The 16,381-nt window shown below is 53.0% G+C and carries 14 protein-coding genes; 5 read left to right on the top strand and 9 right to left on the bottom strand.

The features are described 5' to 3' along the window. Positions 1 to 34 precede the first annotated feature (34 nt). The gene (locus tag BS640_RS20300) at positions 35 to 2,284 is read left to right on the top strand and encodes a sensor domain-containing phosphodiesterase (RefSeq protein WP_038328333.1); all 2,250 of its coding nucleotides are present in this window, start codon (positions 35 to 37) and stop codon (positions 2,282 to 2,284) included. 57 nt (positions 2,285 to 2,341) lie between these two features. Here BS640_RS20300 and ppx read toward each other — a convergent pair whose 3' ends face one another. From ppx to purM, 5 genes are all read right to left on the bottom strand, one after another. Then, on the bottom strand, positions 2,342 to 3,904 hold the full coding sequence (ppx, locus tag BS640_RS20295) for an exopolyphosphatase (protein ID WP_017493838.1): 1,563 nt from the start codon (positions 3,902 to 3,904) through the stop codon (positions 2,342 to 2,344). 32 nt (positions 3,905 to 3,936) lie between these two features. Beyond that, on the bottom strand, positions 3,937 to 6,012 hold the full coding sequence (ppk1, locus tag BS640_RS20290) for a polyphosphate kinase 1 (RefSeq protein WP_084913233.1): 2,076 nt from the start codon (positions 6,010 to 6,012) through the stop codon (positions 3,937 to 3,939). A gap of 187 nt (positions 6,013 to 6,199) precedes the next feature. Further along, complete coding sequence (gene speG, locus BS640_RS20285) at positions 6,200 to 6,775, bottom strand: spermidine N1-acetyltransferase (protein WP_017493840.1); 576 nt, start codon at positions 6,773 to 6,775, stop codon at positions 6,200 to 6,202. 159 nt (positions 6,776 to 6,934) lie between these two features. Next, the gene (gene purN, locus BS640_RS20280) at positions 6,935 to 7,573 is read right to left on the bottom strand and encodes a phosphoribosylglycinamide formyltransferase (RefSeq protein WP_084913232.1); all 639 of its coding nucleotides are present in this window, start codon (positions 7,571 to 7,573) and stop codon (positions 6,935 to 6,937) included. A 23-nt stretch (positions 7,574 to 7,596) separates the two neighbouring features. Then, positions 7,597 to 8,634, bottom strand: a complete 1,038-nt coding sequence (purM, locus tag BS640_RS20275) for a phosphoribosylformylglycinamidine cyclo-ligase (RefSeq protein ID WP_017493842.1) — start codon at positions 8,632 to 8,634, stop codon at positions 7,597 to 7,599. Positions 8,635 to 8,887: 253 nt separating this feature from the next. On the opposite strand from purM, the gene upp reads away from it, so the two are divergent. From upp to hda, 3 genes are all read left to right on the top strand, one after another. Further along, positions 8,888 to 9,514, top strand: coding sequence for a uracil phosphoribosyltransferase (gene upp, locus BS640_RS20270; protein ID WP_017493843.1), 627 nt, complete (start codon positions 8,888 to 8,890; stop codon positions 9,512 to 9,514). Positions 9,515 to 9,648: 134 nt separating this feature from the next. Continuing rightward, positions 9,649 to 10,941 carry a uracil permease gene (gene uraA / locus BS640_RS20265; RefSeq protein WP_084913231.1) on the top strand — a complete coding sequence of 431 codons (1,293 nt, stop codon included), beginning with the start codon at positions 9,649 to 9,651 and terminating at the stop codon, positions 10,939 to 10,941. 177 nt (positions 10,942 to 11,118) lie between these two features. Further along, on the top strand, positions 11,119 to 11,835 hold the full coding sequence (hda, locus tag BS640_RS20260; protein ID WP_017493205.1) for a DnaA inactivator Hda: 717 nt from the start codon (positions 11,119 to 11,121) through the stop codon (positions 11,833 to 11,835). A 27-nt stretch (positions 11,836 to 11,862) separates the two neighbouring features. Here the strand turns inward: hda and arsC are convergent, their stop codons facing one another. Both arsC and bepA read right to left on the bottom strand, forming a co-directional pair. Further along, a complete protein-coding gene (gene arsC, locus BS640_RS20255) occupies positions 11,863 to 12,219 on the bottom strand; it encodes an arsenate reductase (glutaredoxin) (protein WP_017493204.1) in 357 nt (118 codons plus the stop codon). A gap of 21 nt (positions 12,220 to 12,240) precedes the next feature. Beyond that, positions 12,241 to 13,704: a beta-barrel assembly-enhancing protease gene (gene bepA, locus BS640_RS20250; RefSeq protein WP_084913234.1), complete on the bottom strand. Its 1,464-nt coding sequence runs from the start codon at positions 13,702 to 13,704 to the stop codon at positions 12,241 to 12,243. Between the two features lie 272 nt (positions 13,705 to 13,976). On the opposite strand from bepA, the gene BS640_RS20245 reads away from it, so the two are divergent. After that, complete coding sequence (locus tag BS640_RS20245; protein ID WP_017493202.1) at positions 13,977 to 15,053, top strand: AI-2E family transporter; 1,077 nt, start codon at positions 13,977 to 13,979, stop codon at positions 15,051 to 15,053. Between the two features lie 43 nt (positions 15,054 to 15,096). Here BS640_RS20245 and bcp read toward each other — a convergent pair whose 3' ends face one another. Both bcp and BS640_RS20235 read right to left on the bottom strand, forming a co-directional pair. Then, complete coding sequence (bcp, locus tag BS640_RS20240) at positions 15,097 to 15,564, bottom strand: thioredoxin-dependent thiol peroxidase (protein WP_017493201.1); 468 nt, start codon at positions 15,562 to 15,564, stop codon at positions 15,097 to 15,099. Positions 15,565 to 15,594: 30 nt separating this feature from the next. Continuing rightward, a complete protein-coding gene (locus BS640_RS20235; protein WP_376783548.1) occupies positions 15,595 to 16,161 on the bottom strand; it encodes a glycine cleavage system transcriptional repressor in 567 nt (188 codons plus the stop codon). Between the last annotated feature and the right edge of the window lie 220 nt (positions 16,162 to 16,381).

The raw sequence follows: 16,381 nt of genomic DNA, 5'->3' as shown, positions 1-16,381 counted from the left end.
GATTATTACCTCTATAATACATGATTAATTCATTATGGCCCGACTGAGTAAAAAGTTAATAACGCCGAACGGGTCTTCCTGTCGCCGGTGGGGAATTTCCCTGCTTTGTGCTTTGGCCATTATTCCTCTTGCCTCTTGGCTTTCTGCCATGCTGTTGCTGGACGATGGGCGCACTTACCTGCTGTATTTACCGCTGGCGGCCTGCGTCGCACTGCTGATGATATTCGACTGGCGTGCGCTGCCGGGGATCGCTTTGGCACTTTTTTTACGCGACTTCTTTGATCTCGAGGCTAAGACAAGCCTCATTTTGACGCTGGTCTACCTGCTGCCCCTTTGTCTGGCCTGGGCTGGATATCGCTTTCATACCCGCAGGCGTGCAACCGCCTCCTTCGGCCTGCTGTATCATTCCTTCCCCAGACTAATCTGGCTAGTCATCATCCTGCCGACCCTATTTATTATCATTTTGCAAATGGTTGTCGAGAGCGGAAGACTGCCCGATTATTTAGGGCTGGCGGATAAAAATGTGATGACGCTGCGCACCTTGATAAATTATCAGGGAATAATGCTCGGTATTTCGCTGTGCGGACATCTTTTTTATATGCTGCTGCGCGTCGCCTGCAAGCCGTCTTATTGGCGCGTACTGTGGCAGAAATTTACCCGCCAGCGCGCGGTTGATATTCAGGTCACCGAATTTATTCTTTGGGCATCAACCCTGGTGTTACTGGTGATTTTACTTTGCACCCGCAGTTTACATGATGATCCTGCTGACATGCTGCTGGGTGATTACACACTGACCCTATTATTACCGGTTATGCTGTTGGGTGCGAAGCGATATGGCTATCATTTTATTACGCTGGTCTGGTCAATAGCGCTGATCATATTATTCAAACATTATCAGGGGTTTGTTGATAACAGCGATCTGCTTAATCATCTGACCTTTATTTCTGCTCTGATGTTTGGCTTTACGCTGTGTCTGCTGCTGGTCTCGGCAAGTGCGTCTCGTGAGCGTATTTTAATGCGCAAGGTGAGTCAATTAGCGTTGCTCGATCCTGTTGTCGGTCTGGCCAACCTGCGGGCGTTTAGCCGCGACGTGAAGCTTTTTCCGCGCTCCGTGCTCTGTTTCGTCCGCGTGGCGCAGATGGACGTGCTGAGCAAAAACTATGGCATGCGGTTACGCATTCAGTTTAAACAGCAGCTGGTCTTCGCTCTGCGTCCCTACCTGCAACCGGATGAAGGCATCTATCATTTACCGGGGCACGATCTGGTTCTGCGCCTCAATCCTGAAGGAGCACAAGACAAACTCGAACAGCTTCAGCAGTGCATCAAAAATTTCCGTTTGATCTGGAACGGTCTGCCGGTGCATCCCAATATTGGCCTCGCATGGTGCCTGATTTATCCGCCTGTGGTGCATTTGCATAGCCTGCTCGGCGAGCTGAGCGGCATCGCCGAGGTCTCACTGGTGACCGGTGAGCTGGAGCATAAAAAGAGCGAGTACAGTCAGATGCAGGCCGATATTGAAACTAAAGTCGAGCTGCTGCATTTGATTCAGCGCGCATTGGACGAGGACAGGTTTGTGCTGCTTGCCCAGCCGATTAACGGCGTCCGGGGGGATACTTATCAGGAGATTGTTCCAAGCCTGTTGGGTAACGATGGCCGGTCGATTCCCGACGACTTATTCCTGCCCGTTGTGCAGGAGTTTGGCCTAGACTATCAGCTGGATATCTGGGTCATTAAGCAGGCGCTGGCGTATATCGACCGTCAACGAGCGCAGTTGCCCAGCATGCGAATTGCGTTAAAAATTTCATCCTCTACGCTTTATCGTCCCTCATTTTGTCAGGAGTTCAAGCTACTGATGACCCAGCATCAGGTTGAGCCTTATCAGATTTTGCTGGAGATGAAAGAGTCCTGCCTGTTGCAGGATATTAGCTACGTGATGAAGGCCTTCAGAAATCTGCGCCAGTTTGGTTGCCGTATTGCGCTTGACGGCTTCGGCAAAGGTTACACTACCTACGATCGCCTGAAGCAGGTCGAGGCGGATGTGATTAAGGTAGACGGCAGCTTTGTCCGTCACATGCTCACCGACGCCTTAGACAAGTGCGTTATTACCTCAATCTGCCAGGTGGCGCGGGTTAAACGCATGGCGGTGGTGGCAGAACAGGTTGATAGCGAGGAACAGCAGGAGGCATTGCGCCAGATGGGCGTCGATTATATGCAGGGGGAGTGGGTGGGGCAACGACAGCCTTTGTCACAGCTTCTTGTGCCTGAGACGTGGGTCAATCCGTAGTGCGTCAGCCGTGCACGGCCACATCAATGGCACCGCGCACGGCCAGGAGAAGAGCGCTTACTTCTGCTCTTCTTTCTTGTCTTCTTCTTCGTCTGCCTCTTCTTCCTCGAGCATCAGCTTCCAGCCGGTTACGTCGCTCCAGTAGTTCTGTTCACGCTCAAAGTCTAACAGCACCAGGTTGTTCTGCGCCATGAATCCGGCAGGGAAACACAGCGTCCAGTGGTTGTCGTCGGTGTGCAGACGCAGGGTTTCAGGCTGCGTGGTGGACTGACGCTGGTTATTGAGCAACGCGCCTAGACGCAGCAGCTGAATCAGCGGCAGGTAGTGCTTTTTCTTGAACAGGTTCAGGCGCGGCAGGTCATCAAGGCGGATTGCCTTGCGCTGGAAGCGAACCAGCGTCGCCAGCAGCGTCTGCTGCTCCTGAGTGAAGCCCGGCAGGTTCGAGTTCTGCAGGATATAGGCAGAATGGCGATGCATGCCGCTGTGGTTGATACCCAACCCAACCTCATGCAGCATCGAAGCCCATTTGAGCAGCGACTCGAGCTGCGGCTGCGCCAGACTCGGGTTTTGCGCCAGCCATTGGGTGTACAGCGTTTCTGTCGTTTCCAGAACGCGACGAGCCTGTTCGCGGTCAATGTTATAGTGGTCGGCGAGGCTTTTCGCGGTCCGGCTGCGGATATCCTGATGACGGAAACGGCCTTCCATTTCATACAGCACGCCTTCTCGCAGCGCGCCGTCGGAGAGGCGCAGCTCTTTAATAGCCAGCGCATCGAACACGCCGCAGAGGATGGCCAGACCCGGTACAAATACCGACTGGCGGTCTTCCGACAGTCCCGGCAGGCTCAGGGCGCTGAAGTTTTTGTACTTCATCACTTCATCGGCCAGCATTTCCAGACGCTCGGCGGTGATAAGCCCGTCTTTTTCGCCCATCTCGACCAGCACTTCGTGAGTCGCTTTAATCGTCCCCGATGCGCCTAGCGCGTACTGCCAACCCTGCAGGCGGTACTGCCATGCCAGCGTCTCGAGCTTTTGCGCTGCCGCGAGGCGCGCACGCTTGAAGTTGCTGCGGTTAATCTCGCCGCCGCGGAAGAACAGCTGCGCGAAGCTGACACAGCCCATGCGGCGGCTCTCGGCCAGCAGGGGTTCGAAGTCTTCACCAATGACCAGCTCGGTTGAACCGCCGCCAATATCGATGACCAGTTTGCGCCCTTTTTCAGGCTGCGTGTGTTCCACGCCCATGAAGATCAGACGGGCTTCTTCCTGACCGGAAATAATTTCAATTGGATAAGGGATAACCTCGGCGGCGCGTTGCAGGAACTCTTCGGCGTTCACTGCCTGACGCAGTGAGTGTGTGCCTACGATGGTCACGTTGTCGCCGGGAAACCCCTGCAAACGTTCCGCAAACAGCGCAAGACAGTCGAGACCACGCTGAATAGCCTCCTCACTGAGAACGTTGTTGCTGTCTAGGCCATCGGCCAGATGGACGCGCTGCTTCAGTCGCCCTAATACCTGAAGTGCGCCGTTAACGACGCGGGCTATCACCATATGAAAACTGTTCGATCCCAGATCGATAGCGGCAATTTCCTGTGGCTTGGCGGTCATTGGGCTGTTTAACGGCATGGGTGTCTTGGCTCCAAAATCATCGGGCTTGCTCAGTGAGTGGTTTTTTGATTTTCATTTTCGAACGCGTGCAAATAGTCATAGATCGCCACCTGCGCACGCACTTTGCGACGATTTCCGCGTGGAACATAACGGTTACTGAGATCTTTATCAATAATTCTCGCTTTCACCGTGTCACTAAATTGGATTGCCAGCAGATCCAGCACGCGCTGCTTCAGACGAGGATCGAGCACGGCGACGGCAACCTCAATGCGGTAATCGATATTTCGCGTCATCCAGTCAGCGGATGAAATAAACACCTTCCGATCGCCTTTATTTTCAAAAACATAGACCCGGTCATGTTCAAGGTACCGGTCAACGATACTGGTGACCTGAATGTTTTCACTGACGCCGGGCAGATTCGGTACCAGAGAGCACATACCGCGGATCAACAGACGGATTTTGACCCCGAAATTAGAGGCAGCGTAGAGTCTGTCAACCAGGCCTTTATCGACCAGATTATTGATTTTTAGAGTGATCCCTGCTTTTTCACCGGCCTGCGCATTGGCAATTTCCTGATCGATAAGTCCGTACAGCATGCTGCGCGAGTTTTGCGGTGAAACCATCAGATGTTCAAAGGTGACCGGCCGATACGGATTCTCGATGAAGTTGAACACGCGGCGCACTTCATTGGTGATTCTTGAGTCGGCGGTCAGTAGCGAATAGTCGGTATACAAACGGGCCGTTTTTTCATTGAAATTACCGGTCCCAATATGAGCATAGCGGACAATTTCGTCATCTTCGCGTCGGGAGATAAGAAATAGTTTGGCGTGAATCTTCAGGCCCGGCGCGGAGAAAATAACGTGCACACCGGCTTCAGTCAGACGTTTGGCCCAGTGAATATTGGCCTCTTCATCAAAGCGCGCCTGCAGCTCAACCACCACGGTGACTTTCTTGCCGTTGTGAGCCGCGTGGATCATCGACTCGATGATGCGCGAGTCTTTAGCAACGCGGTAGATGTTTATCTTGATGGACAGCACGTTAGGATCGAAGGCCGCCTGACGCAGCAATTCGAGCACGTGTTCGAAGGTGTAATAAGGGTAGTAGAGCAGCACGTCCTGCTGGCGAATTGCGGCAAACCCGTTACGGAATTTGTCAAACCACAGATGACGCAGGCGCGGCATCGGGCGATAGACCATATTGGCCTTGCCGACGTTCGGGAAGCTGATGAAATCTTTGAAGTTGTGGTAACGACCGCCGGGTATGACTGAGTCGTAGTTCGAGATACCGAGTTTTTCGCGCAGCAGCTCAACCATCTCGTCGGGCATATCGCGCTGATAAACAAATCGCACCGGCTCGGCGGTTAAACGCTGCTTCAGGCTCGACGACATCAGCTCGAGCAGGCTCGACTCCATTTCCGTCACCAAGTCATACTCGGCGTCGCGGGTCATCTTCATTGAATAGGCGTTGAGCGTGTCGTAGTCGAAGAAACCCTTGAAGATATCGTCCAGGCAGTAGCGCAGAATGTTGTCGAGCAGAATCATTGGTTTGCGGCGGCGCGGGGCTTCCGGCGGCAGGTTGACGAAACGTGGAACTTTGTCGGACGGGATTTCGAGCAGCGCGTAGTCAATCTTCTCGCCGCGAATAATCTCTACCGCCAGATAGGTGTAGTCGTCCTTCAGGAACTGCACCAGATTGGTTTCCTGATTGACCAGAATAGGGGTAATGTGCTGACGGAGATGATGCTTGAAGTACTGGCGTAGCCAGGCTTGCTGATTTTCGGAAACCTGGCGCTCGTTGATTAGAAATATTTGGTTGCGTGCCATTTCCAACAGCAGGTCGTTATAGAGGCTATCGAACTCTTGATCGATACGCATCACCTTGGCCTGGATTTTCTTCAGCAGATGGCGCGAGGCACCAATAAAACCCTGCTCTTCGCTAATCAGTATCCGGCGCTTCAAATCGGCAAAGCGGACCTTATAGAACTCATCGAGATTGTTCGAATAAATCCCCAGAAAACGCATTCGTTCAATCAGTGGATTAGTCTTGTCTGCCGCTTCCTGCAAAACTCGCTCGTTAAAAGATAACCAGCTCAATTCCTTGTCTATGTACAGTTTTTCCTGACCCATTTTCACTCCGTTCATTTAGCCTGAAACCTGGCCCATCAAGACGCATTTTGAGCCTGCGCTGCCTTTTGGGAGAGGGCCTAGTATCTTCTTGCATTATTGCGAGAGATTGACAAGAAAGTCCAAATAATTCCCAACAAATCCATATCGTTTGGAAATGTTGGGAACAGGAAAAGAAGGGCGGTGAGAGTTAGAGAACGCCGGCACCCAGCGCTTCAACAGCAGGTTTTTCTGCAGCTTTGGTTTTATAGCGAATTAAAAACTCAGGCTGGAAGATACACATGCGGATTACGCTGCGATATTCGCCGTTGACGAAGAATTCGTCCCTCAACTCAGCTTCGACTTCGAAACCCAGTTTTTTATAAATGTGGATCGCCTTTTCGTTCTCTTTATCAACAATCAGATAGAGCTTGTAGAGGTTGAGAACGGAAAACGCATAGTCCATCGCCAGACGGGCCGCTTCGCTGGCAAAGCCTTGCCCCTGATGATTGGGGTCGATGATTATCTGGAATTCAGCACGGCGGTGGATGTGGTTGATTTCAACCAGTTCGACCAACCCGACGCGGGTGTTCTCAAATTCGGTAATAAAGCGGCGTTCGCTTTGGTCATGGATATGTTTAGCGTAGAGATCTTCAAGCTCGACGTAGGCTTCGTAGGGTTCTTCGAACCAGTAGCGCATGACGTTGGCGTTATTATCAAGACGGTGTACAAACACCAGATCGTCTTTTTCCAATGGACGGAGTCTGATGCGGGAGGTGCTGAACATGGGATTCCTTAATGTTCTGTTTTTGGGAGTCTATCTATTATAAAAAGCTAAATTGTGCAGTTTAGGCGCGATTATAGCCGAGTTTTTGCACAATTTATAGGCGTAAAAAAACCGGCCATAAGCCGGTTCTAAGAAACACTCGATACAACAGCAGCAGAATCAGTCGGCGGCGTGCCCTTCGACAGGCAAAATTTGCCCGTCCAGAATCGCCTGTCCCTCGCGCAGCGATAAGCGTCCGTCCACAAACCAGCTGATGACCAGCGGGTAAATGTTGTGCTCCTGAGTCTGTACGCGCTGATTTAAATCTTCAGCGGTATCGTCTTCAAAAACAGGGACTTTCGCCTGCAAAATCACCGGTCCACCGTCAAGCTCCTGCGTTACGAAATGCACTGAGGTCCCATGTTCGGCATCATTGTTGTCGATGGCCTTTTGATGGGTGTGCAGTCCGGGATATTTCGGCAGCAGAGAAGGGTGGATGTTCAGCATGCGCCCCGCGTAACGCGCTACGAAGTCATGGCTGAGGATACGCATGTATCCGGCCAAAACCACGAGATCGGGCTGATAGGCGTCGATCTCTTCGGCAAGCGCGGCGTCAAACGCCTCACGGTTGGCATAGGATTTTGGATCGAGCGAAAAGGCGGGGATCCCCGCCGCCTGCGCGCGTTCAAGACCATATGCCGACGCTTTATTACTGAAAACGGCACTGAGGGTTGCGTTGACTCTTCCCTGCTGGCAGGCGTCAATCACCGCCTGCAGGTTGCTTCCATTCCCGGAAACCAGAACTACTATCCTCTTCATCTCAGTACCCGTCGCTTCGAATATTACTTAATGATAACGCGTTCTTCTGAGTCGGAAGCCTTGATGCTACCGATAACCCAGGCCTGTTCGCCGTTGTCATTGAGCAGGGTCACGGCCTGTTCTGCCAATTCTGCAGGCAGGGCGACCAGCATGCCCACGCCGCAGTTGAACGTGCGGTACATTTCGTGGCTGCTGACGTTACCATTTTGCTGCAACCAGCCGAACACGTCCGGCCATTTCCAGCTTGATTCGTCGATAATCGCCTGGGTGTTGTCTGGCAGCACGCGTGGGATATTTTCCCAGAAGCCGCCGCCGGTCAGGTGGCAGATCGCGTGAACTTCTACGTTTTCAATCAGGTTAAGGATTGATTTTACATAGATTTTGGTCGGCTCAAGCAGGTGATCGGCCAGAGGTTTGCCCGCCAGATCGGTGGTCAAAGGATCGGCCTTGCTGACTTCGAGAATTTTGCGAACCAGAGAGTAGCCGTTTGAGTGCGGGCCACTTGATGCCAGCGCAACCAGAACGTCGCCGTCCTGCACTTTGCTGCCGTCAATAATTTCTGATTTTTCAACCACGCCGACGCAGAAACCTGCAACGTCGTAATCATCGCCGTGGTACATGCCCGGCATTTCTGCGGTCTCACCACCGACCAGTGCACAGCCAGACTGCTTACAGCCTTCGGCGATGCCGGTGATGACGCTGGCTGCGGTATCCACATCCAGTTTGCCCGTCGCATAATAGTCCAGGAAGAACAGGGGTTCTGCGCCCTGAACAACCAAGTCGTTAACACACATCGCGACCAAATCGATACCGATGGTATCGTGGCGTTTTAAATCCATTGCCAGACGCAGCTTAGTGCCAACGCCGTCGGTCCCCGAAACCAGTACGGGTTCACGATATTTTTGCGGCAGCGCGCACAGGGCACCAAAACCACCCAGTCCGCCCATGACTTCAGGACGACGAGTCTGTTTTACTACACCTTTAATGCGGTCTACCAATGCGTTACCTGCATCGATGTCCACACCTGCGTCTTTATAGCTGAGAGAGGTCTTTTCGGTCACTGCGGAATCCCCACGACGTATGCGTTTTGTGGTTGTTGAAAATGGAGCGGCCTAATTCTAACAGCGCAGGCAAACGTTTGCGAGGGGTCTCGTTATGTTTCTCTATCTATACTCAGATTACGGCAAAAAATGACATTCAACGTCTAATGCGCAAATCCATTGATCCACATCAGTCTATTGGCGCTGGCGTTGAAAATAAAAGGCGTTATAATCACGCGATTTTTTTGGTCAGCAGCCTTAGGAGAGAAAGAAAATGAAGATCGTTGAAGTGAAACACCCGCTGGTAAAACACAAGCTGGGACTGATGCGTGAAAATGATATCAGCACTAAACGCTTTCGCGAACTGGCTTCTGAGGTAGGGAGCTTACTGACCTACGAAGCGACCGCCGATCTTGAAACCGAGACAGTGACCATCGAAGGATGGAACGGCCCGGTTGAAGTTGATCAGATCAAAGGTAAAAAGATCACCGTTGTGCCAATCCTGCGCGCGGGTCTGGGCATGATGGAAGGCGTGCTGGAGCACGTACCGAGCGCACGCATCAGCGTGGTCGGCATTTACCGTGATGAAGAAACCCTGCAACCTGTTCCTTACTTCCAGAAGCTGGCTTCTAATATAGAAGAACGCCTGGCGCTGGTCGTTGACCCGATGCTGGCAACCGGGGGGTCGATGATTGCGACCATCGACCTGCTTAAGAAAGCGGGCTGCCAGAGCATTAAGGTGCTGGTGCTGGTTGCGGCCCCGGAAGGGATTGCCGCGCTTGAGAAAGCGCATCCAGACGTTGAGTTGTACACCGCCTCCGTAGATAAAGGATTGAATGACAAGGGATACATCATTCCTGGCCTCGGAGACGCGGGCGACAAGATATTTGGTACCAAGTAAGCAATAGCCGACTGAGAAGTCGGCTTTTTTTTACTCGTCATACTTCAGGCAGCAGATGCGCTGGCTGCAACCCGGAGTCTGGCGAGTAGAAATGCAATAATCATGAGATTAATTATTTCACAGAGGATCGGTCCATGACCCGTCGTGTTATTGGGGTAAGCGAACGCCTGCCTCTTTTGCAAACTATCCCCCTAAGTCTTCAGCATCTGTTTGCCATGTTTGGCGCAACCGTGCTGGTGCCCATTCTGTTTAAAATCAATCCGGCAACGGTGCTGCTGTTCAATGGCATCGGCACCTTGCTCTACCTGTTTATCTGTAAAGGTAAAATTCCCGCCTATCTTGGCTCGAGCTTCGCGTTTATTTCACCGGTACTGCTCCTGCTGCCGATGGGGTATGAGGCGGCGCTGGGGGGCTTTATCGTCTGTGGCCTGCTGTTCTGCCTGGTGGCGCTTATCGTTAAAAAGGCCGGTATCGGCTGGATCAACGTGATGTTCCCGCCGGCGGCGATGGGCGCGATTGTTTCAGTGATCGGGCTTGAACTGGCGGGCGTGGCGGCCAATATGGCGGGTCTGCTCCCGGCAGAGGGCACCTCGGCTGACAGCACCACCGTGCTTATCTCTATCGTGACGCTGTCGGTCACGGTGCTCGGCTCCGTGCTTTTCCGCGGCTTCCTGGCGATTATCCCGATTCTTATCGGTGTGCTGGTCGGCTATGCGCTGTCGTACTTCATGGGCATCGTCGACGTTTCCGCCATCGAGAAAGCCCACTGGTTTGCCCTGCCAACCTTCTATACGCCGCGTTTCGAGTGGGTTGCCATCCTGACCATTCTTCCTGCCGCGCTGGTGGTTATCGCCGAGCACGTCGGGCATCTGGTGGTCACCGCCAACATCGTCAAGAAGGATTTGCTGCGTGACCCGGGCCTGCACCGCTCGATGCTGGCAAACGGTCTGTCGACGGTGATTTCCGGCTTCTTCGGTTCGACGCCGAATACCACCTACGGTGAGAACATCGGCGTAATGGCGATTACCAAGGTTTACAGCACCTGGGTTATCGGCGGCGCGGCGGTTCTGGCTATCCTGCTTTCCTGCTGTGGCAAGCTGGCTGCGGCAATTCAGGCGGTGCCAGTGCCGGTCATGGGCGGCGTTTCTCTGCTGCTGTACGGCGTGATTGGCGCATCTGGGATCCGCGTGCTTATCGAGTCTAAAGTTGATTACAGCAAGCCTAAAAACCTGATCCTGACCTCGATTATCCTCATCATCGGCGTGAGCGGCGCGAAGATTCACATCGGCGCGGCAGAGCTGAAAGGCATGGCGTTGGCGACGATCGTCGGCGTATTCCTCAGCCTGCTGTTTAAAGTGATCGAAATCTATCGCGGCGAAGAAGAGATAATCGACGTGCCGGACGAGCGCGCACCGCCGTCTGTCTGATGTCGGTTTAATCAGCTAAACTGGCCGGGTAAAGGCTCTTTTACCCGGCCTGTCGCCTGATTAACCAGCGTTTAGCGCGCTGAAAGTTCAATTCTTCGCGGATCCTATGATAGAATTCTTCGATTAAATTTTTGTTCCGACATTTTTATCGAGACAGGTCGGGTCTCCACGCCAGTTATGGTTGAGGTACTTCTGAATACACCGGCACAGCTTTCCCTGCCACTTTATCTTCCCGACGACGAAACCTTTGCCAGTTTTTATCCGGGGGAGAACACCTCGCTGCTCTCCGCTATTCAAACTGCGTTGCAGCAGGAGCACGGCACTTACGTTTATTTCTGGTCGCGTGAAGGCGGTGGACGCAGCCATCTTCTGCATGCAGCCTGCGCCGAACTTTCTCTGCGCGGTGAGGCCGTCGGTTACGTTCCCCTCGATAAACGCGCCTATTTTGTGCCAGAGGTATTAGACGGCATGGAGCAACTGGCGCTGGTCTGTATCGATAATATCGAAGGGATCGCCGGTGACGAAGCCTGGGAAGCCGCGGTATTCCACCTCTATAATCGGATCCTTGAAACGGGGCGTACGCGACTGTTCATTACGGGCGATCGTCCTCCTCGCCAGCTTAATCTCGGCCTGCCGGATCTCGCGTCGCGTCTCGACTGGGGGCAAATCTATCGGCTTCAGCCACTCTCCGACGAAGAAAAACTTCAGGCGTTGCAGCTGCGATCCAAACTGCGTGGTTTTGAGCTACCGGAAGACGTGTGCCGTTTCCTGTTAAAGCGACTGGATCGCGAAATGCGTACGCTGTTTATGACGCTCGATCAGCTCGACCGAGCGTCGATTACCGCGCAGCGGAAACTGACCATCCCGTTTGTGAAAGAGACGCTCAATCTGTAGCGGGTCAAGATTGCGCGGTCGATAGCGTTACAGGATCTCAAGCACCTGCTCAGGTGGACGTCCAAGGCGTGCTTTGCCTTTCTTGACCACGATAGGGCGCTCAAGCAGGCGCGGACTGTCGGCAATCGCCTGTAACAGCTGCTCCTCGCTCAGACTTTTATCCCCCAGCTTCAATTCTTTATACAGATCTTCCTGGGTGCGCATCATCTCTCTGGCTGACGAAAAGCCCAGCTCATGCTGTAGCTTTTTCAGCGTATCGAGCGACGGTGGCGTCTCGAGATAGAGGATAACGTTGGGCTTGATGCCTTTCTCCTCAAGCAGTTTCAGTGTTTCGCGGCTCTTGCTACAGCGTGGGTTGTGGTAAATTGCGACATCGTGTTGCATAAACTTCTCCTTTATTGCTTCTCAGCCTTTCTCATACAGCTGAAAACGTTTTTGCAGCTGGCGCAGCTGATCGATGCGGGCATCATAGCGCGCTTGATCCAGGCTGCCGAGTTTGGACTGCGCGCTGGCGCTGCTCAGCATGCTTATCGATTGATCCAACCGGCCGACCAGCGCCATACTCTCGGCCCGAGCGGCCAGTTCCTGCGCCCTCAGGCCCTGTTCGGCGACCGACTTGGTCAGCAGATCCCAACCGTTCACATCGTCTGGATGAGCATAAGTGTAGCGGTACAGCAGACGACTGGCCTTGGCTAGCTCGCCGCCTTCTATATAAGCGTTGGCGATATTGAGCTGTAGCACCGCGTCTTTACTGGTTGCCGCATCGGCTTTTTCCAGTCGGGCTATTGCCTGAGGGACGTGTTTTTGGTCAATGTCGATATCGGTCAGCAAATCGAGATACCAGGCGTTGCCGGGGTCTTTTTTTAGCATCGGTTCGAGGATGTTTCGTGCCTGATTAAAACTTTTTGCTTTATAAAACTGCACTGCACGCCCATATTGTGCGGCGCTCTGCTGACGAATATTGCCGTCGCTCAGTTGTTTGAGATAATCGTCGGTCAGCGGATGATCTTCCGTGCCATACATGCCGAGGATACGCACCTTGGCAAAGTAAAAATCCTCTGATGATTGCACCACGATACGCGGCATCTGGTTGGCGCGGTTGCGGGCATCCGAAAGGCGGCTGTCGGGTAAAGGGTGGGTCAGCAGCATCTCGGGTGGCTTACTCGCATAACGTGACTGATCGGCCAGCTTTTGCAGAAAGTTTGGCATCGCCTCCGGGTCGAACCCCGAGCGTTGCAGCACCTGTAGGCCGATGCGGTCGGCCTCTTCTTCGTTGGCGCGCGTGAAGCTGATCATACCTTGCTGGGTGCCCGCTATCGTGCCGGTGAGTCCGGCCATACCGGCCTCTGGACTGGCCATCGCCAGCAGGATAGACCCCAATACGCCGACCCAGGTCAAAGGCGATTTGCTCTTTTGATCTTCCATGGCGCGCGCAAGATGGCGCTGCGTGACGTGAGAAATCTCATGGGACAGTACTGACGCGAGCTCGCTTTCATTATCGGTGAAACGGAAAATTGCCGAATGCAGCACCACGTTGCCGCCAAAGAAGGCGAAGGCATTGAGCTCATCGTTATTGACGATAAAGAAATGAAACGGAAAGCGCACCGAATAGGCGTGCGCCACCAGGCGATTGCCGAGCTGATTGACGTACTGGTCGAGCAGCGGATCGGTAATCAACGGCGCACTGCCGCGCAGCTGGCGGACGTAATAATCGCCCATCTGCAACTCCTGATCGATAGTCAGGGTACCGCCTGCGGTGGTGCCCATATCGGGAAGGAGGTCGGCGCTGTCGGCTGTGGCGTAAAGAGGCAGCAGGCTGGCGCTCAAGGTCGAGACCAGCAGGCCGGTGGTGACAAAGCGCGTTGCCATCGTGCTCAACTTCAGTTTTAGCCGCATAGCCATAAACCCTTTGTTAAATATGGAATATTTTCTATTAAAACAAGTGCTTACTACATATTTTGGATTTGCAAAAGACATTGCGTCGTTCAGACGTGATAAGGTCTCGGCGACAGAACGGGTTATTCAGGGCAGCATCACGTTTCCCTATTGTAACGAAGCGAAACAACATTGGAACCACTGTGCCTGAACTATCTGCGACAAATGCGTCAGCGGCAGGGCGTAAAATTTAGGAGTTAACACTGATGCTAGAGATGCTACTGCAATGGTACCGTCGCCGATTTACCGACCCTCAGGCTATCGCACTGTTGGCGATTCTGGTGGCGGGTTTCTGTATCCTCTACTTTTTTAACGGTATTCTCGCGCCGCTGCTGGTGGCGATTGTGCTGGCCTACCTGCTCGAATGGCCCACGGTGCGGCTCCAGAGTTTCGGTTTCTCGCGCACTCTGTCGGTGTGCATCGTGTTCTTCATTTTTACCGGTATTGTCATGGTGCTGGTGTTTGTTATCGCACCGCTGAGCTGGCAGCAGGGGCTGAATCTGATGGCCGACCTGCCGAGCATGCTCAACCGATCTTACACGCTGGCCGCGACCTTGCCCAAACGTTATCCGGCGCTGGTCGATGCCGGTATTCTCGACATGATGACCGACAACCTGCGCGCCAGAATCTCCGGCGTGGGCGAATCGGTGGTGCGCTATTCTCTGGCCTCGCTGGTGGGCCTGCTGACGCTGGCTATCTATCTGGTTATTGTGCCGCTGATGGTGTTTTTCCTGCTTAAGGACAAAGAGCTGATGCTCAGAGCGTTGCGCCGGGTATTGCCGCGAGATAGTGGGTTGGCGGGCAAGGTGTGGGCCGAAATGCACCAGCAGATCAGTAACTACATTCGCGGCAAAGTGCTGGAGATGGTGGTCGTCGGGATTGCCACCTACCTGGTGTTCTTCTTCCTGAACATGCGCTATTCGCTGCTGCTGGCGGTGTTGGTCGGGCTGTCGGTGCTTATCCCGTATATTGGCGCGATGCTGGTGAGTATTCCGGTGGTGGTAGTGGCGCTGTTCCAGTGGGGAATTGGCACCGACTTCTGGACGCTTATCATTGCTTATTTGGTGGTGCAGGGACTGGACGGTAACCTGTTGGTTCCGCTGCTTTTCTCGGAGGCGGTCAACCTGCACCCGCTGGTCATTATTCTGGCCGTGGTCATCTTCGGTGGGCTATGGGGATTCTGGGGCGTATTCTTTGCTATTCCGCTCGCCACGCTGGTGAAAGCCGTTTATCACGCCTGGCCGAATGAGCCTTTTATTGAAGAAACGCAGAACGAACGGTGAAGAAATCTTCCCCCGCACTGATGCGGGGGAAGGCTGTAAAACGTTATTGACCCGTCACATAAGCCAGCACGATGTCGTGGTGGTTGCTGGTCTTGAAGTCATCAAAGACTTTTTCAACTTTACCGTTACCGTCAAGCAGGAAGCTGATGCGGTGAATGCCGTCATAGGTTTTCCCCATGAAAGACTTCTCCCCCCAGACGCCGAATGCCTGAGAGACCTGATGATCTTCATCTGACAACAGCGTGAAGTTCAGCAGCTCTTTTTCAGCAAATCGAGACAGTTTCTCCGGTTTATCGGTGCTTATCCCCAGCACTTCAACGCCAGCCTCTTTCAGCTGATCCATGTTGTCACGCAGGCCACAGGCTTGAACGGTACAGCCTGGCGTCATGGCCTTAGGGTAAAAATAGACCAGGACTTTTTGTCCCTGGAAGTCGGCCAGATTAATTTGTTCACCGTCTTGGTCCGGTAAACTAAATTGCGGCGCAGAATCTCCGGCTTTCAGTGGGCTCATTACTCTTCTCCATTAATGCTGTGATGAAACCTATTGGGTAGAACTGATGACGTTAATACTGCCTTGTGCATTCAATTCTGTACATAGCTGGTGAAACGCTTGCTCAATAATTGCTGCATCCGTATTCGCCGGGCTGTGAGCAGTAATCTGAATCGATAATTGCGCCTCACGAGAGCCTTCAGGCGGCGTTGTTTTCGACGCAAGTTCGGCAATGTTCATTTGGTGCGTATCAAACAGGTCGGTAAATCGTTCAATCAGATGCGGTGAGTCTTTGACTTCAACCTTGACCCAAACGGTGGCCGGCATCGGTGGACGTTCATGAGCGCTGGTTCTTTTCATCACAATCAGCAGCTCAAGCTCTGCGCCTTTTTGCGGCAGCGTAGATTCGATAAGCGTGATGGCATTCCAACTGCCCGAGAGGAACATAATAAAGGTAAATTCCTCGCCAAGCATGGCGAGTCGGCTGTCCTCAATATTACAACCGCAGCTGCTCACCTGGCGCGTGATGGTATTGACGATGCCAGGCCTGTCGGCACCCAGTGCGGTGATAACCAAATAATGTTGTTGTGGTTGTGACAAAATCGCTCTTCCCGTCATGCCCTGTTGTAAGACTTACTATCGCAGACATGAAAACTATCGCAAACAGAAAAACCATTTCAACTGTAAAAACGCCTTACAGCTAAAATCCCGCGGTGTGCGAAAAATCGTTCATGTCGCAAAATTGTCTACCAACAGAAAAAAAACCGTTTAGCAGGCGCTTACAACACGTTGTTTACTTGCTTTGCCCATGTGTCAAAAGTACCATGAGTGACCTGTT

This window comes from Rouxiella badensis, assembly GCF_002093665.1.
Taxonomy (GTDB): domain Bacteria; phylum Pseudomonadota; class Gammaproteobacteria; order Enterobacterales; family Enterobacteriaceae; genus Rouxiella; species Rouxiella badensis.
The sequence above is the reverse complement of the archived record's forward strand: the minus strand, read 5'-3'. Positions and strand labels throughout refer to the sequence as shown.

What these genes read in the sequence shown, in the direction of transcription:
- BS640_RS20235 (WP_376783548.1), bottom strand. Translation starts at nt 16,161, where the DNA reads ATGACGGGAAGAGCGATTTTGTCACAACCACAACAACATTATTTGGTT.
- speG (WP_017493840.1), bottom strand. Translation starts at nt 6,775, where the DNA reads ATGTTCAGCACCTCCCGCATCAGACTCCGTCCATTGGAAAAAGACGAT.
- ppx (WP_017493838.1), bottom strand. Translation starts at nt 3,904, where the DNA reads ATGCCGTTAAACAGCCCAATGACCGCCAAGCCACAGGAAATTGCCGCT.
- ppk1 (WP_084913233.1), bottom strand. Translation starts at nt 6,012, where the DNA reads ATGGGTCAGGAAAAACTGTACATAGACAAGGAATTGAGCTGGTTATCT.
- uraA (WP_084913231.1), top strand. Translation starts at nt 9,649, where the DNA reads ATGACCCGTCGTGTTATTGGGGTAAGCGAACGCCTGCCTCTTTTGCAA.
- purN (WP_084913232.1), bottom strand. Translation starts at nt 7,573, where the DNA reads ATGAAGAGGATAGTAGTTCTGGTTTCCGGGAATGGAAGCAACCTGCAG.
- bepA (WP_084913234.1), bottom strand. Translation starts at nt 13,704, where the DNA reads ATGGCAACGCGCTTTGTCACCACCGGCCTGCTGGTCTCGACCTTGAGC.
- upp (WP_017493843.1), top strand. Translation starts at nt 8,888, where the DNA reads ATGAAGATCGTTGAAGTGAAACACCCGCTGGTAAAACACAAGCTGGGA.
- BS640_RS20300 (WP_038328333.1), top strand. Translation starts at nt 35, where the DNA reads ATGGCCCGACTGAGTAAAAAGTTAATAACGCCGAACGGGTCTTCCTGT.
- arsC (WP_017493204.1), bottom strand. Translation starts at nt 12,219, where the DNA reads ATGCAACACGATGTCGCAATTTACCACAACCCACGCTGTAGCAAGAGC.
- BS640_RS20245 (WP_017493202.1), top strand. Translation starts at nt 13,977, where the DNA reads ATGCTAGAGATGCTACTGCAATGGTACCGTCGCCGATTTACCGACCCT.
- bcp (WP_017493201.1), bottom strand. Translation starts at nt 15,564, where the DNA reads ATGAGCCCACTGAAAGCCGGAGATTCTGCGCCGCAATTTAGTTTACCG.
- hda (WP_017493205.1), top strand. Translation starts at nt 11,119, where the DNA reads ATGGTTGAGGTACTTCTGAATACACCGGCACAGCTTTCCCTGCCACTT.